Raw genomic sequence first — 16,058 nt, forward strand, 5'->3', positions numbered from 1 at the left:
ACTGATCTTTATCTTTTTGCGAATGATGAAGCCGGGGCTTCACTTGGGTGGCGCATTTAAGCTCGTTTACGTCGTAAATATTATCGCCTTCATCGCGCATACTGCAGGTCTTGCGCTGCGCGGCTACGTCTCGGGGCACGCGCCGTGGAGTAACTCCTACGAATCGCTCATCTACATCGCGTGGGCGCTGTCGCTAAGCGGAATATTTTTCTCGAGAAAATCCGCTATTTCGCTAGCGCTAACGTCGATAATGGCGGGCATTACGCTGATGGTCGCGCATCTTAGTGACATCGATCCACAAATCACCAATCTCCAGCCGGTTCTAAAATCGCACTGGCTTACGATCCACGTTTCGGTAATCACCGCGAGCTACGGATTTTTGGGGCTTTGCATGCTGCTTGGAATTTTCACCCTCGTGATGTTTCTGTTCGATAAGAAAAATCCAGAGATCGCTCGTAACATCACGGAGGCGACGCACATCAACGAAATGTCGATGATCCTAGGGCTTTGCTTGCTGACGGTGGGCAACTTCCTAGGCGGCGTGTGGGCGAACGAAAGCTGGGGGCGCTACTGGGGCTGGGATCCGAAGGAGACCTGGGCGCTCATTACGATTTTCATCTACGCGGTGGTCGTGCATTTTAGGTTTATGCACAAGCTCAACAATCAATTCGCCTTTGCCGTAGCCTCGATGTTTGCGTATTTTAGCGTCATAATGACCTATTTTGGTGTAAATTTCTACCTAAGCGGCATGCACTCATACGCTAGTGGCGAGCGCATTCCAGTGCCCGGCTGGGCGTATGTGATGGTCGCTTCGATGGTGGTTCTTGCGATCGCGGCGTATTTCCGCTCGGGCAAATCGGCTAGACTTTAGATAGGTGGGGCCCAAATTTCAGAATAATAATTTTGAAATTTCGCCCGGATTTCGCAGCTTGCCGAGGCTTTATGGATTTATGAAATTTATCTTTAAATTTTGGCTGGGCTTTGAAATCCCGCAGAATTTTATAGAATTTTATGGCTCACGATTGCGCTAAATTTTAAAATTTTGCATCGCGACAGGACTTTGATGCTTAAAATTTTTAAGGCGTCGTAAAATTCTAATGATTTGGAATTTGCACCGCTATGGGGTTTTTAATGTTTTAAATTTTACTTCTAGCGGAATTTTTTCATACGACGGAAGTGCGACGAATTCTAGAATTTTAAAATTTCAGCTAGCGCGCTAGTGCAAAATTCGCCCCGCCGCTGCCATAGCCGAGCAGTGAAATTTTAAAATTTGATTTTATAAATTCTATGCTCATTTTTAAATTTAAAATTTAAAATCTCGCGCTTTATGAAATTTTATTTATGATGTCGAAATTTTAAAATTTTGCACGCCATTGTAGCAGCAACTTTTGCGCGATAAAATTTTAAAATTTTAAATTCCGCGCCATGATAGAATATGATAGAATTTGAAAATTTATAAAATTTTAAACTGCGAAAACGCCTCGCTAGGCATTAAAATTATCTTAAAATATAATTTAGCTTGCAAGGTTAAGCTAAATTTCTGCTTATAATCATATTGATTTAATCTTTATTTGGCTAAAATTGACGCTTATCAATTTCTTAATTTGAAAGGATAAAGATGTCTGATCTAAAACAGGATAGACGAGGCTTTATCGGGCTTACTTTCGGCGCAGTTGCCGCTGTGGGTGGCGTTTTCGCACTCGTGGGGATGAAGAAATCGTGGGATCCATTACCTAGCGTGCGCGCCGCCGGCGTCACTACAGTAGATTTAAGTCCGATCAAAGAGGGCGAGCTTTATCAAACGCAGTGGCGCAAAAAGCCGATTTTCGTGCTTAAAAAGACCGCCGATATGCCTAAAAACGATGCCCGCGATGTCGTCGTAGGGGATGCTAGATATACGCTTTGCATCGGGCTTTGTACGCATTTAGGCTGTATTCCTAGCTACAAGCCATCGACGCAACAATTCATCTGTGCATGTCATGGTGGGATTTTCGATGCTAACGGCGTAAACGTGTTCGGTCCGCCGCCGCGTCCTATGGATATACCGCCCTTTAAAATCGACGGAACGAAACTCGTTTTAGGCGAAGAGGGCCCCGAATACCAAGCCCTAAAGCAGAAAGCATAGGAGGCGCAGATGGCACATATAAGAAAAGCTACGGGAGTTTGGGATTGGTTCGACCAAAGGCTTGCCGTAACGAAATTTTTCAAGGTGATGGTAAGCGAGTATTGGATTCCTAAAAATATCAGCTTCCTTTGGGCGATGGGCGTTATTTTGATGACGCTATTTATAGTTTTGTTCGTTAGTGGACTAATGCTCGTGATGTATTATAAGCCGGATGTAAATTTAGCATTTGATAGCGTAAATTTCACGATTATGAAGGAGGTCGAATACGGCTGGCTATGGCGACATATCCACGCAGTATCGGCATCGGTTGTATTTTTGATCTTATACATTCATACTTTAGTAGCTATATATTACCGCTCGTATAAGCAAGGACGAGAGATGATTTGGGTAAGCGGAATGCTGCTTTTCATCATCTTTTCGGCGGAGGCTTTTAGCGGCTATATGCTTCCGTGGGGGCAGATGAGCTACTGGGCAGCGATGGTTATTACGAATTTATTCGGTGGAATTCCCGTAGTTGGCGATGCAATAGTCGAATGGATTCGCGGCGATTACGCTGTTAGTGATCCGACGCTGACGCGATTTTTTATGCTTCACGTCTGTTTACTACCTCTCGTGGTGGTTGCGGTGCTGGCGGTGCATTTTTATTCGCTTAGATTTCCGCATGTAAATAACCTAGACGGTGAGGAGATTGACTTTGAGCTCGAGGGTGAGAAGTATCTGCAGGGCAAAACTAGCGAAAGCAAGGTAATTCCGTTTTGGCCGGGCTTTTTGGCGAAGGATTTTTTCTACGTCAGTATCTTTATGATATTTTTCTTTTATCTGGTCGGCTTTCACTTCGATTTTGCGATGGATCCGATAAATTTCGAGCCGGCAAACAGCCTCAAAACCCCGACGCATATCTATCCGGAGTGGTACTTCCTTTGGGAGTATGAAATTTTGCGTGGATTTTACTTTGATGTAGGACCGCTTAAAGCTGCCGACATCGGGCTTATCGCCTTTGCATTTGCCGGAGTTTCGCTATTTTTTATCCCGTTATTTGACCGCAGCAGCGTAGTAGCGCCTGCGCACAAAAACAAAGCGTTTTTCATTTGGTTTTGGATTTTAGTAATCGACATGATCCTGCTTAGCCTTTTCGGCAAGCTCCCTGCAGACGGCGCGGAGCTCGGTATCGAAAACAAATACTGGGGCTTTGCTTTATCAATCATCTATATCGGATTGCTCGTCGTAGTGCTTCCGTTAATTACAATCGCAGAAAGAAAGAGGGTCTAGCCATGAAAGAGATAAGAACCCTAATCTTGGTGCTTTTTTGTGTGGGAATTTTATACTGGTTTATCGAGCCTTATGCTCATACTAAGCTCAGTCCGCACACCGATCCGGTAAATTACGATTTTGCAGCAGGCGATACGGCTTTAGCCGCGCATAACGTAGCCGCAGCTGAAAGCGCTTTGGCCGCAGCTGAAAAAGGCGGGGATGAGACGATGATAAAAAATTCTAAAAAAGCCCTAGCCAGCGCGAAAGAGCAACAAGACAAAACGGTGCTTTTTTGGGATGAGATAAATAAAATCGATCTTAGCAAAGGCGATGCCGTGCGCGGCGCCGAGACCTTTACAAATGCAGGCTGCACCGCATGTCATGGAGTAAAAAGTGCAAATATCCCCGCTCCTATGGACGCAGCAAGCGCTAGTGCCGCATACGGCGTCAATCCTCCGGATCTTAGTAGCGCAGGCTATCTATATACCGATAAATTCTTAGCTGCACTCATCAAAGATCCGATCATGGCTCTTAAGCTAGATCAGAAATTTGGTGACGAAAAGCCTTTTCCGATGCCCGGGTTTTTCGGTGCGGGCGGTGATCTAAATCAAGAGATCGCCGATATCGTAGCCTATCTAAAGTCGCTCGCTCCTAGCGAGGATAAACTAATCGCCTCTGAGGCTGCTGCTAGCGGCATCAAACAAGGCACCGAACTAGACGAAGCGCAGAAAAAATTCCTTTTAAGCAAGGCAGTTTTTGAGGATGCTTGTCTAAGATGCCACGATGTCAAATACGATAAGCTCTTTGCATCCAGCGACAAGGCTAGCTTGGCTGCGTATATGGGCTCGACGCCTCCTGATCTTTCGATGATGATCCGTTCCAAGGGCGCCAACTATCTACACGAGTTTATCAACGATACGCAAAAGAAGCTTCCAGGCACTTCGATGCCGCGCGTAGGCTTGAACGAAAACGCTGAAGCCAAGGTCGTGGAATATCTAGCTGACGTAGGCGATAGCAAAAAAGCCGAGCGTGAAGCTACGACCATAAATATTATGATATATTTCTTGATCCTTTCTGTTTTTGCAGGTCTTTGGAAAAGCAAAATTTGGTCGAAACTTCACTAAAATTTTAGCAGTCGGAGTAAAATCCGACTGCCGTTTAAAATTCCGCCATATCCTAAATTCTATTAAATTCCATCTATCAAAAAGCTCTTGCAATTGAGAATTTAGCCGCTTTCGTGCTTTATGATAACCGCTTTTTTTATTACTTTTTAAGATTTTTCTACATATAATTGCCGCTCGATTTTGAAATTTAATGTATGAATTCAACTCAAGAAGGTTCAGATGAAATTTTTTAAATTTGCGGTTTTAGCTCTAATTTTTCCGCTTGCTATGCTTTTTGCGGATACGGATTATCGTGCGGAAGCAGCGACGATAAAAGAAAAATTTGCTCAAGCGATCAAGCTTTATGTCGATGGTAATAATTCTGAAGCTAGAAAGATAACTCAAGAGGCGTATTTTGGGCATTTTGAAAATCTAGAAGCTGGTATCCGCATAAATTTGGGACAGAAAAAATCCTACGATATGGAGAAGCAATTCGGCGATATCCGTAAAGCGATCAAAGCAGAAAAGCCTCTAAACGAGATCCAAGCGATGATAGATAATCTAAATCGCGAGATTGATGAGGTTCTGCCTGTGATCGAATCTGGTCATCGTCTCGTAGCCGAGCATCAAGACGGAGGCGACGGCAGCACTTCTACGCCAACTTCAGGCGGAAATTCCGCAGCATCCGGTACAACTTCGCCTTGGATGAGCGTCTATACGGAATTTAAAACTGAGCTGGATAACGCTAAAGCTGCGTTTGATAAAAAAGACACTGCTGCGCTAAAAGCTGCGCTAAATCGCGCTAAATTTGATATCTACCGCAACGAACGTCTAGAGGAGGCAGTGCGAAAATATGTCTCATCTCAGACCGATCAATCAATCCAGCAAATTATAGGAAATCTCTTGCGCGAGGACGCCGATACGGATAAATCAAAATTTGACGAAGCGATAAACGCTCTAGATAATCTAGCATTAAAAGCCGTAAATGATTTGCCGCAAGAAAGCTACTCCATAGCGCCACAGACTGCGTTAGCTCAAAGCGATACTAGCGAGGATGAGGGCAAGGATTTTACGCCGATTGTGCAAAATATCAAAGACAAAATGACTAAGGTTTTGCAGCTTTACGAGAGCGGCAAGGTTGATGATGCGATCGACGAGAGCGGCAATATCTACTTTGATGAATATGAAGAGAGCGGCATGGAGAATATCGTCGGTGCTAAAAATACTCAGCTTAAGCTAGACACCGAAGCAAGTTTTAATAAAATTTCAGCTCTTATGCGCGCGGGCGCTTCCAAAGAGCAGATCGTAGCGGCGCAAAATAAGCTATTTGATCAGCTTACCCAAAGCCTAGAGCTAACGAAGAAATCAAGCAACTGGGATCTATTTTTATACGCATTTATCATCATCTTGCGTGAAGGATTTGAAGCGCTCATTATCGTAGCCGCAGTCATCGCTCTACTTATAAAATCCGGCAACTCAAAGCACCTAAATATCGTTTATAGCGCTCTTGGCGTCGCAGTTGTGCTAAGTATCGCTACGGCTTACGGGCTGAATTATATCTTCGGTAGCGAAAATGCAGGACAAACGCGCGAAGTGATGGAGGGCGCGGTGATGTTAATCGCCGTAGTTCTACTATTTTACGTGGGCTTTTGGCTTCTTTCAAATGCAAGCTCCAAAAAGTGGAGCGCCTATATCCAAGGTCAAATTTCAAACAGCCTAAGCTCTGGCGATAGCAAGATGCTTTGGTGGACGGTATTTTTAGCGGTTTATCGCGAGGGCGCAGAGACGGTGCTATTTTATCTGGCACTACTTTTCGATGCTAAAAGTCCAGCAGCTACCAGCATGGTAGCAGCAGGCTTTGTAGCTGGTCTGGCGGCTCTTATCATAGTTTATATCGTCATCAAAAAATTCTCGCTTAAAATTGCTATCAAGCCATTTTTTATCGCTACATCGGTCATCATATTTTATATGTCCGTCGTATTCGTGGGCAAGGGCGTGATGGAGCTAGTCGAGGGCAAGGTATTCGTGCCTACGGTAATAGACGGGCTTCCAACTATTACGTGGATAGGATTTTATCCTTACGTCCAGAGCCTCGTGCCGCAAGCGGTGATGATCGTACTTTTGATCGTAGGAATTTTGATCTTAAAAAATAAGCAAAAAAACAAATCTTAATAAGGAGAGAAAAGATGAAAAAGATTTTTTCAGGTATGTTGGCGCTAAGCCTAGCCTCTGTTATAGCAATGGCGGGAGAGCATCCGATCGGCGAGCCGATTGAGCAAAATGGAATGGAGATCGCTGCTGTGTATCTTCAGCCTATTGATATGGAGCCTAAAGGCATCGATCTAGCTCCTAGCAAGGCGGACATCCACCTTGAGGCGGATATCCACGCTATCAAAGGCAACGCAAACGGATTTGGCGAGGGCGAGTGGATCCCTTACCTAAAGATCGCTTACGTGCTTAAAAACCTAGACACCGGCAAGATCCAAAAGGGAAATTTCATGCCGATGGTAGCTAGCGACGGCCCTCACTACGGCGCCAATATCAAGATGGTAAACGGTGTAGGTAACTACGAGCTAACCTACAACATCGAAAATCCAAGCGCCAACGGATTCGGTCGCCACGCAGACAAAGCGACCGGCGTAGGCAAATGGTGGGAGCCGTTCTCGGTTAAATACACCTTCCAATACACAGGCGCTCCTAAAGAGTAAATCGTAGCAGGCTCCGCCGAGTCCGTTTTGGCGGAGCCCTAGCGGTATTGGGTTTAGCCGCACGCTTTAAATTTAGGCGCTACGCCGCAGTCAAAGCGCATCGTTTTTGCTTTAATGCGTTTAAGCTTACGAATCTTTTTAGCTGCGGCAAAATTTTAAAATTTCAAGAGGCTTGAAATTTTAAAATTTTAAATTTAGAGCGTCGCGAAGGCGAGACAAAACCAAAGCAATAGCGAGGCGAAATTTCTCTTTGCGGGCGGCTCTTGCCACTGCAAATTTTTTGCAAGCGGATTTGAAATTTTAAAATTTACAAAGCGGCGTAGGTTTTAAAATTTTAAAATTTAAGCAATTAGAGGCGATTTACGCGCATTAGGCTCGATGAGGATTTTTGATGAGTATATTTTTTTATCACATAAGCTTGGCTCTGTTTCCGCTTGTATTTTTAAGCGCGTATCTGGGCGGCAGGCGCTTTATCAGCGCATCGTTTTTGCCCGCGCTTTTGGGAGCTGCATTCGGGGCGCTGTGCTTTAGCGCATTTGCGCGCTCGGCAAACGCCGATACAGGCAAGATTATATTTGACGCGCTCGCACTTTTAACGCTGCTCGCGCTACTGTTTGCGTTTAGGCTTAAGCGATTCTATCTTACCGCTGCAGTTATTTTTGCTCTTGGCTGCGCGTATGGATTTGAATACCGCTTCATAGGGATGAATTTTAAAATTTTCTCCGGCGAGCTACTGGACAGCTTCAGCCTAACCAACCTCTTCATGGCGGTTTTAGGTGCGCTGGCGCTCATTTTATTCTATTTTATTTATCGCTCAGCTCTAGCGCGTACGAGTAGAGGTGCAAAGCTGGCGTCATTCGTCATCGCGTGGGCGTTTGCCTTTATTGCCAAAATCGGCTTTTTGGGCCTTGATCTGCGCCAGGCAGACGCGCCCAAAGCGCTAGTTACGCGAGGCTTTGAAGGGCTTTCAAACGCGATTGGCTCGTCCGAGTTTCTAAGCGTCATCGCTAAAATTATCCATTACAACAACTCCTATCTGGCGCTAGCTCTTTGCCTTATAGCCGCGCTAATTGCGCTACTTACGGTATTTCGTGCGCCAAGTCGAGTGCCTCGCGAAGCGGACATTATAAAATTTAGAGAGGTTAAGGCGGGCAGATTCGCCATTTTTAGAGATTTTAGCCTGATTTTATCGCTTGGGGTTTTAATCAGCTTTTTGGGGCTTTATTATATCTTGGTCGCTTCAAAACCGCCTACGATCGATGAGCCCAAGATTATCGAGCCGCAAGGCGCGGAATTCATAATCGATGCAAACATCGTAAAAGATGGCAAGCTGCACCGCTTTGCCTACGTCACCGACGACGGGCATAAGGTCAGATTTTTTCTACTAAACCGCTTCACGGACAAATTTGCCCCGGTCGCGGTTTTTGACGCGTGCTCGATCTGCGGCGATATGGGCTACATCAAAAAAGGCGACGAGCTCATCTGCATCGCTTGCAACGTGCGTATCTTTTTGCCGAGCGTCGGCAAGCTGGGCGGCTGCAATCCGATCCCGCTGGATTATAAGCTAGAGGGGCAAAATATCGTTATCGCGCTTAAGACGATCGAGGACGGCGCGTCCTATTTCTCGGAGATCGTGGATAAAAAGGTGATCGATCCGGTCAGTAGAAAAGAAATTTTAAACACCTCTAAATTTAGCTATCTTTACTACGGACGCACCTACTTTTTTGAAAGCGAAGCGAATGCAAACGCCTTCACCGCGCACCCCGAGCGCTATGTAGATGAAAACGGCACGCTAAAGGAGCTTAAATAATGTTTTTACGCATCATCAAATCCTCCATTTTAAACTCCAGGGATAGCAAAATTTTAGCGTTTTTGACTATATTTTTATCGGTTTCGCTGATCGCTTGCATGCTAAATATCACGCTAAAAATCGGCGATCAGGTCGCTAAGGAGCTACGCAGCTACGGCTCAAATATCGTCGTGCTACCGCGCTCGCAAAGCCTAAGCATCGAGATAGGCGGACGCGAATACTCGCCGCTTAAGAACGACGATTTCTTAAAAGAGAGCGATCTGCATAAGATCAAAGAAATTTTTTGGCGCAACAATATCACCGCCTTTGCGCCCTTTTTAGCTACCCGCGCGGGAGATTACGACGTCGTGGGGACATACTTCGAAAAGGACGTGGGCGTTAGCGACGAGCCTGATTTCAGATCGGGCGTGCGCTCGCTCTATCCGTTTTGGAGCGTAGAGGGGCAGTGGGTAAAAGATGACGCCGAGGATGAGGTGCTCGCAGGCGACGCGCTGGGGCTAAAGATCGGCGATACGGTTAAGCTTGGAGATTATGAGGTTAAAGTCGTTGGGATTTTGCACGGCGCGGAGGATGAAGCCAAAAAGCTGATCGCAAATTTATCGCTAGTGCAAAAGCTAACGCACAAAGAGGGCCTCATCGCCAAGGCAGAAGTTAGCGCCATGACGATCCCGGAAGACGATCTGTCCGTAAAGGCAAGAAGGAGTCTCGATAATCTAGACGCCACAGAATACGAGACCTGGTATTGCTCAGCCTACGTAAGCTCCATCGCATATCAGATCACCGAGGAGTATCCAAACGCAACTGCTAAGGCGGTGCTTAGCGTCAGCGAAGCTCAAAGCGGCATCACGAAAAAAATTCAAAATTTAATGGGTGTCGTAAGTATTCTATCTCTGCTGATTTCAAGCATCTGCATCACGAGCCTGCTAAGCAGCGAGATTTATAAGCGCAAAAAGGAGATCGGCTTGCTTAAGGCGCTGGGAGCGAGCAACTTTATGATCTATATCCAGTTCGCCGCCGAAATTTTTGTCATCTGCGTAGCAAGCTCACTCGTGGGCGCAGTTGTGGGCTACGCGCTTAGCTGGGCGATCGCATATCAAATTTTTGGCTCCTTTATCGGCGTCTCGCTGATGGTCTTTCCGCTTAGCATAGTCTTTGGACTTCTTATTTGCATTATCGGCTCGATCTTGCCGCTACGCGGAGTAATCAAGCTACTGCCTGCGGAGGTGCTTTATGGCAGGAAATAACGGCGCGTTTTTCAGAAGCGCGATCTTTAAAAGTATCATCAACAGCGGTATTCGCAGCTTCGTGATTTTTGTCGCGATAATGCTAGGCAGCGCAGTTTGTGCGGCGTTCGTAAATATCTACGCCGACATCGATAGAAAGGTCGCCAGCGAGTTAAACAGCTACGGCGCAAATTTAATCGTAAGCCCCGCAAATTTAGAAAATTCCCATATGGACGAAGCAGCGCTCGATGCGAAATTTGCTAAAATTCCAGCTCTAAAAAGCGCAAATAAATATCTTTTCGGCAGCGCAAATTTAGGCGTAAACTCAGGCATCATCATGGGGGTAAATTTCTCCTCTCTGCGCGATACGATGCCGTTTTTGGATCTTAAAGAGGGTTCATTTATAGGCGTGGATTTCGACGATAAAAACGCGCTCATCGGGCAGGATCTCGCCAAACTTTTGGGCGCGAAGCTCGGCGATAGTATCGAGATCACGCCGATCGGCTCAAACGAAACGAGCAAGGTAAAGATAAAAGGCATCGTCTATGACGGGCAGAAAGAGGACGGCATGCTGCTAATCTCGCTGCCGCTGGCGCAAAAAATTTTAAATCAACCCGCGCAGGTAAATTACGCCGAAGCGATCGTAAGCGGCGATTTTAAGCAGCTTAGCGAAATTTCAAAAAGTCTAAGCGATGCGCAGATGAGCTTCGCGCCGATCGGTAAGGTATCCAAGACCCAGGGCATCATCTTAAACAAAATTAAGCTTTTGATGCTTCTTATCGGCATTACGATCCTTCTGATCACCTCGGTCTGCATCAACACGAGCCTTAGCTCGATCCTGCTTTCGCGCATCAAAGAGTTCGCGCTCATCCGCGCAATCGGCGCGAGCAAACAAAATTTGCTCCACCTAATCCTGAGCGAAATTTTAACCGTCTGCGTCGCAGGCTCGCTAGCTGGAGTATTCGTGGGATACCTGCTAGCGATCTTGCTCGGGCATCTGATATTTTCAAGCAGCGTGGATTTTAGGCTGATTAGCCTCTTTGCGGCGGTCGCGCTGAGCCTGATTTTTGCGCTCGCGGCAAGCTACTATCCGATCAAAAAAGCGCTGAATCCGAATTTAGCGAATCTATTAAGGGAATGACATGGAAATTTTAAAATTTGAAGGCATCTGCAAATACTTCGGCGAGGTCAAGGCACTCGATAATATCAGCTTCGACGTTTTAAGCGGCGAGTGGGTCAGCATAATGGGCCCAAGCGGCAGCGGCAAGAGCACGCTCGTAAATATCCTAAGCCTGATGGACACCCCTACCGCGGGCAGATATATCCTAGGCGGAGCCGACGCGAGTGCGCTAAACGACGAGCAAATTTTAGAATTTCGCCGCAAAAAGATCGGTCTCGTGTTTCAGCAGTTTCACTTAATTCCTTACCTAACGGCCGTCGAAAACGTCATGTTAAATCAATACTACCACAGCTGCGTGGATGAAGACAGCGCCAAGGCAGCACTTGAGAAAGTGGGGCTCGCACACCGCATCACGCACCGCCCTAGCGAGCTTAGCGGCGGCGAGCAGCAGCGTGTCTGCATCGCGCGCGCACTCATCAATGATCCCGACATCATCATCGCGGATGAACCTACGGGCAACCTCGACGAGGCCAACGAGCGCGTGGTTTTGCAGCTCTTTCAGACGCTTCGCAGCGAGGGTAAGACGCTGCTTTTGGTCACGCACAACGAAGAGCTCGGCAAATTTGCCGACAAAGTGGTGCGCCTAAGACACGGTAAGCTCGATCGAATAGAGCTTTTGGATCAAAGCACGATGAAGCATAATCTCGGCTCGCAGGATAAAATTTCAGATCGCGATCCAAACAAAAGCGCTTCGCAAAGCTCTAGCGCCGAAGCTGCGAGCGAGCAAAATCCCGCCTCGCAAAATTCTGGCGGCGAAGATCAGAGTGCCGAAAATTCTAACGGCAAAAATCAAGGTGCCAAAAATTCGGATGCACAAAATTCCGGTGCATAAAATTTAGCTCGCATGATGAAAAATAAAGCTACGTTAAAATTTAAAAATTTCACCGCCCGCCCGCGCTCTTTTTGGATCCGCACAAAGCTCACGCGAGCAGGTGCGGCTCTTTGCTACTCACGTCCTGCCGAAGCTATTTGCCTCAAAAGATCAAGCATCGTCGCAAAACCGAGCGGAGTGGGTAAAAATTTTAAAAACCTAAATTTTAGAAGCCGAAACGCCACGGGCGCAAATTACGGCGCGAGTCGCGACATGCGCCTTAACATAGATCGAGATATAAATTTCAACGCATACCGCGATATAAATTCTAGCGCAGATCGCGGCATGCGTCACGGCATAAATTCTAATGCAGATCGCGATATAAACTCCGGCAAAGATCGCGATATAAATTTTAAAATTTCAAACGCAAATTTAAAAGCGGGTTTAACGCGCCCGAAGGCGGGTTTTAGATGATAAAATTTTTAAATTTAAAAGTTGCTGCCGCTGTGTTCGCGCTGCTGCTCGCAGGCTGCGACGGACAGAAGCACCATCTAAGCACTGATGGCACCTCGCTCGCCTCTAAGTTCGACCCCTCCGAGCGCACGCTAAAGATCGAGGGCAACGACAAGCCGCTCGTGCTGTTTTTCTATACCAGCGGCTGCGGCGCTTGCAAAGCCCAAGTACCCGCGCTAAACGAGCTGCAAGCTAACGGCGACGCGCTGATTATCGGCATTCTAGGCGACGGTAAAGGCTTAGAAGCCGACGCCGCGGTCGCCCGCGAAAAGGGGATAAAATTCCCAAGCGTCAGCGGTGCGAGCTCAGTGAAATACTTTGAAACCATCGTGGGCGGCATTTTCGGCACCCCCACGTCGGTGATCTACGATAAAAATGGCAAGGCGGTCAAAAAGCTCATCGGCCTCTACCCCAAATCTGCCTTCGAAACGCAGCTCAAGCTTATGAATTAACGAGTGGATTTGATGCAGCCGGATTTACGGCGGGCCTGCAAATACTCACTAAAATTAACACTTCTAGTTTTAAATTTCTTTCAACTTTCAGACACTATTACGTTTAAATTTCAAAATTTAGACGCGCAGCGGATTTAAGTATTCGCCGAGTTTTGCTAAAATTAGCTTTGTTGCTAAGCTGCTTAAATAGCTAAAAAGCGGCGATATCAAAATAGAAAGGAGATGTCAATGAGTAAAAAATCCCTTGCCCTAGGCGCTGCCGCGATGCTTTGCGGTGCGCTAAGCCTAAACGCCGAGGCTGCGGCGACGCAGAGCGCGCAAATAGATCTGAAATTTAACGCCGCAAATTTTACGCAAGAAAGCGTGATCGTAGGCGGCAAAAAGATAAAATTTCGCGCCTACAAAAACATAATCTACGTCGCAAAACCCGTAAGCACGCACTATCAGAGCATGAATATCTTCATCCCGCAGCAATATTTCGAGGGGCGCAAGAGCGGCAAATTTGACGCCGCGAGCGCGCCGATATTTTTGCCAAACGGCGTGGGCGGCTACATGCCGGGCGAAGCGGGCGAGGTCAAAATAGACGAAAGCGGCAAACCAAACGCAATCGCTACGGCGCTTTCGCGCGGTTACGTCGTAGCCGCTCCCGCAGCGCGCGGACGCACGCTAAAAGGCGCAAACGGCGATTATATCGGCAAGGCGCCCGCAGCGATCGTCGATCTAAAGGCGGCCGTGCGGTATCTGAAATTTAACGACGCGGCGATGCCCGGGGACGCGAACAAGATAATCTCAAACGGCATGAGCGCGGGCGGAGCGCTCTCGGCACTTTTGGGCACGAGCGGAGACGAGGCCGCGTACGAGCCGTATCTGCAGGAGCTGGGCGCTGCAAAGGCGAGCGATAAAATTTACGCGGCGTCCGCATACTGCCCGATCACAAATCTAAAGCACGCGGACGCGGCGTATGAGTGGATGTTCGGCGCGCAGAGCGAATATGAAAAGATGGATTTTAGCGGCCTTGATGCGGCGGGATTTAACGAGCGGGGCGAAAATTCTAGCGGCGGCGATCTAAAAGCAAATTCCAAAAAAGACGCAAATCAAAGCGCCGCAAAGCCCGCTCGCAAGATGCTAAGCGGCAAACTAAGCGCGGCACAGATTAAAATTTCAGACGAACTAAAGGCGCAATTCCCCGCCTATCTGAACTCGCTAAGCTTAAAGCACGGGGGCGGCCGCGCGCTAAGCCTGGATAAAAACGGCGACGGCAGCTTCAAAGATTACATAAACGGGCTCATATCGGCCTCGTTTGCTAATTTTGCGGCGAAAAATCCGCGCGCGAAGGCACCTCTATACCTCGCCGCCAAGATAAAGGACGACGCGTCGCAATCGCATATGTTTTTTTGGGGCTACGCGACCTCCGAGCCGCGCGCCAAGACCCCGCCCGCATTCGACGGCTTTGCGCTTGAAAATCCCGAAAACGAGCTGTTCGGCGGCGCTAAATTTAACGCGGCGCATTTTACGGATTTTAGCGCGATGAATGACCCCGCCAAAGGGGTGCTAATCGCAGATGCCCAGCTCGTGGAGATGATGGATGCGATGAGCTTCGTGCGCAACGAAAACGGCGCGAAGCATTACCGCATCCGCCACGGCGCGAGCGATCGCGATACGGCGCTTGCGATCCCCGCTATTTTGGCGCTTAGCTTGCAAAATGCGGGCAAGAACGTCGATTTTGCGGTGCCTTGGGGGCAAGGACACGGCGGAGATTACGATCTGGATGAGCTTTTTGACTGGATCGACAAAGTAGTCGCGCAGCAGGCTTAACGGGCGAAATTTTACTTTAGATTTAGAATTTTACCCGCAGCTCTGCCGTAAAATTTTTATCGTCTAAAGCTCTCCCTAGCAGATACGCAGGCGCGGCGTAAAATTCCGCTGCGAAATTCTATCGCGTCAAAATTTTAGCATCGCCGCAAGGCGCGCAACGGCTTGAAATTTTGCAGCCACCATTCAAAAAATTCCATAGAATTTTATCGAGGCAAAACGGCGCGAATTAAATTTTATCGGTCGCGACGATTTATGTTGGAGCCTTTAGCGCGATCTGCGCTAAATTTCGGCACAATCAAATTCTGCAGGCTAAATTTTAAATTTAAAGACTGAATATGCGATAAAATTTCGCGGCGTTTATACTATCCGATCGCAGATATTTGAGCACGCAGGTATCGCGCATGAGCGCGTATTCGGCATGCAGGCGATTAAAATTCGCCAAAATAAACGCAAAAACCCAAGCAAGCACGGTAATCAGGCTAAATTTAAGGCGTGCATTCGCAATTTTCTGCAGGTCCAAGCCCGCTTTTGCTATCCATTAAGCCTACTTCAATAATCCACCGGCGCCCAAAAAGTGCCGCTCAGGGTCTGTATTTTTGCGCCGTGTGTATAAATTTCATAATTTAACGGCACTTAGCCTATTAAAGACCAACGCATACCGTGTAGCATCGTTTCCCAAACCGGGTGTGCTAGCACCTTTGCTGCAGCGGCGCAACTCGGCGCTAAATTTAACGCTAGCTCTCCTTACACCGCCTCTCTAGCTCGGCGTGCGGCAGCACCATTTGCTACGACGTAAATGTAGGCCCTTCCCTCGCCGCGCCGCAAAAGAGCTTTTAAAATTTTAACGCCTAGCCTTTTGCAATCTCGTAAAAACCGTCTTTAAAAACAACCTTGCCCGCATCCGCAAGACGCTTTAAAAGCTGCGCGCTCGCTTCGTCAAACATCGCCTCCACGTCGCTCGTGCGCTGCGGACGGCGCGAAAGAGTGCGCAAAATTTCATCCTCGCTAAAGTTCAGCCGCTCGCTTGCGTATTTGGGCGCGGCGATGATATTTACGTTTTGATTTTC

At 47.5% G+C, this 16,058-nt stretch carries 12 protein-coding genes and 2 pseudogenes; 13 read left to right on the forward strand and 1 reads right to left on the reverse strand.

Features of this window, described 5'->3' with window-relative positions; translation table 11 throughout:
• From ccsA to Q0174_RS05090, 13 genes and pseudogenes are all read left to right on the forward strand, one after another.
• The coding region (ccsA, locus tag Q0174_RS05030; RefSeq protein ID WP_298042044.1) for a cytochrome c biogenesis protein CcsA at nucleotides 1-871 on the forward strand (871 nt) is incomplete at its 5' end.
• Between the two features lie 747 nt (nucleotides 872-1,618).
• Complete coding sequence (gene petA / locus Q0174_RS05035; RefSeq protein WP_177387024.1) at nucleotides 1,619-2,125, forward strand: ubiquinol-cytochrome c reductase iron-sulfur subunit; 507 nt, start codon at nucleotides 1,619-1,621, stop codon at nucleotides 2,123-2,125.
• Between the two features lie 9 nt (nucleotides 2,126-2,134).
• Entirely contained in the window at nucleotides 2,135-3,394 is a 1,260-nt protein-coding gene (locus tag Q0174_RS05040) for a cytochrome bc complex cytochrome b subunit (protein ID WP_298042046.1), read from the forward strand.
• Between the two features lie 2 nt (nucleotides 3,395-3,396).
• Nucleotides 3,397-4,500: a c-type cytochrome gene (locus Q0174_RS05045; RefSeq protein ID WP_297880687.1), complete on the forward strand. Its 1,104-nt coding sequence runs from the start codon at nucleotides 3,397-3,399 to the stop codon at nucleotides 4,498-4,500.
• A 219-nt stretch (nucleotides 4,501-4,719) separates the two neighbouring features.
• Nucleotides 4,720-6,651 carry an FTR1 family protein gene (locus Q0174_RS05050; protein ID WP_298042047.1) on the forward strand — a complete coding sequence of 644 codons (1,932 nt, stop codon included), beginning with the start codon at nucleotides 4,720-4,722 and terminating at the stop codon, nucleotides 6,649-6,651.
• A 14-nt stretch (nucleotides 6,652-6,665) separates the two neighbouring features.
• Nucleotides 6,666-7,187, forward strand: coding sequence for an iron transporter (locus Q0174_RS05055; RefSeq protein WP_005869331.1), 522 nt, complete (start codon nucleotides 6,666-6,668; stop codon nucleotides 7,185-7,187).
• A 391-nt stretch (nucleotides 7,188-7,578) separates the two neighbouring features.
• The gene (locus Q0174_RS05060) at nucleotides 7,579-8,997 is read left to right on the forward strand and encodes a Fe-S-containing protein (protein WP_298042048.1); all 1,419 of its coding nucleotides are present in this window, start codon (nucleotides 7,579-7,581) and stop codon (nucleotides 8,995-8,997) included.
• Nucleotides 8,997-10,241 (forward strand): ABC transporter permease, encoded by a 1,245-nt coding sequence (locus Q0174_RS05065; protein ID WP_298042049.1) that lies wholly within the window; start codon nucleotides 8,997-8,999, stop codon nucleotides 10,239-10,241. The genes Q0174_RS05060 and Q0174_RS05065 overlap by 1 nt, the downstream gene beginning before the upstream one ends.
• Nucleotides 10,228-11,361 carry an FtsX-like permease family protein gene (locus tag Q0174_RS05070; RefSeq protein ID WP_298042050.1) on the forward strand — a complete coding sequence of 378 codons (1,134 nt, stop codon included), beginning with the start codon at nucleotides 10,228-10,230 and terminating at the stop codon, nucleotides 11,359-11,361. Before Q0174_RS05065 ends, Q0174_RS05070 begins: the two co-directional genes overlap by 14 nt.
• A 1-nt stretch (nucleotide 11,362) precedes the next feature.
• Nucleotides 11,363-12,001 (forward strand): annotated as a pseudogene (locus Q0174_RS05075) (ABC transporter ATP-binding protein); the annotation flags it as partial.
• Nucleotides 12,002-12,247: 246 nt separating this feature from the next.
• Nucleotides 12,248-12,685, forward strand: a complete 438-nt coding sequence (locus Q0174_RS05080) for a hypothetical protein (protein WP_298042053.1) — start codon at nucleotides 12,248-12,250, stop codon at nucleotides 12,683-12,685.
• On the forward strand, nucleotides 12,682-13,176 hold the full coding sequence (locus Q0174_RS05085) for a TlpA disulfide reductase family protein (RefSeq protein WP_298042054.1): 495 nt from the start codon (nucleotides 12,682-12,684) through the stop codon (nucleotides 13,174-13,176). The genes Q0174_RS05080 and Q0174_RS05085 overlap by 4 nt, the downstream gene beginning before the upstream one ends.
• Before the next feature lie 228 nt (nucleotides 13,177-13,404).
• Complete coding sequence (locus Q0174_RS05090) at nucleotides 13,405-14,991, forward strand: subtype B tannase (RefSeq protein WP_298042055.1); 1,587 nt, start codon at nucleotides 13,405-13,407, stop codon at nucleotides 14,989-14,991.
• Between the two features lie 848 nt (nucleotides 14,992-15,839).
• Here the strand turns inward: Q0174_RS05090 and Q0174_RS05095 are convergent.
• A pseudogene (locus Q0174_RS05095) lies at nucleotides 15,840-16,058 on the reverse strand (hypothetical protein); the annotation flags it as partial.

It is taken from the genome of uncultured Campylobacter sp. (assembly GCF_937996225.1).
GTDB lineage: Bacteria > Campylobacterota > Campylobacteria > Campylobacterales > Campylobacteraceae > Campylobacter_B.

What these genes read in the sequence shown, in the direction of transcription:
- Q0174_RS05045 (WP_297880687.1), top strand. Translation starts at nt 3,397, where the DNA reads ATGAAAGAGATAAGAACCCTAATCTTGGTGCTTTTTTGTGTGGGAATT.
- Q0174_RS05050 (WP_298042047.1), top strand. Translation starts at nt 4,720, where the DNA reads ATGAAATTTTTTAAATTTGCGGTTTTAGCTCTAATTTTTCCGCTTGCT.
- Q0174_RS05055 (WP_005869331.1), top strand. Translation starts at nt 6,666, where the DNA reads ATGAAAAAGATTTTTTCAGGTATGTTGGCGCTAAGCCTAGCCTCTGTT.
- Q0174_RS05080 (WP_298042053.1), top strand. Translation starts at nt 12,248, where the DNA reads ATGAAAAATAAAGCTACGTTAAAATTTAAAAATTTCACCGCCCGCCCG.
- Q0174_RS05060 (WP_298042048.1), top strand. Translation starts at nt 7,579, where the DNA reads ATGAGTATATTTTTTTATCACATAAGCTTGGCTCTGTTTCCGCTTGTA.
- Q0174_RS05070 (WP_298042050.1), top strand. Translation starts at nt 10,228, where the DNA reads ATGGCAGGAAATAACGGCGCGTTTTTCAGAAGCGCGATCTTTAAAAGT.
- Q0174_RS05090 (WP_298042055.1), top strand. Translation starts at nt 13,405, where the DNA reads ATGAGTAAAAAATCCCTTGCCCTAGGCGCTGCCGCGATGCTTTGCGGT.
- petA (WP_177387024.1), top strand. Translation starts at nt 1,619, where the DNA reads ATGTCTGATCTAAAACAGGATAGACGAGGCTTTATCGGGCTTACTTTC.
- Q0174_RS05085 (WP_298042054.1), top strand. Translation starts at nt 12,682, where the DNA reads ATGATAAAATTTTTAAATTTAAAAGTTGCTGCCGCTGTGTTCGCGCTG.
- Q0174_RS05065 (WP_298042049.1), top strand. Translation starts at nt 8,997, where the DNA reads ATGTTTTTACGCATCATCAAATCCTCCATTTTAAACTCCAGGGATAGC.
- Q0174_RS05040 (WP_298042046.1), top strand. Translation starts at nt 2,135, where the DNA reads ATGGCACATATAAGAAAAGCTACGGGAGTTTGGGATTGGTTCGACCAA.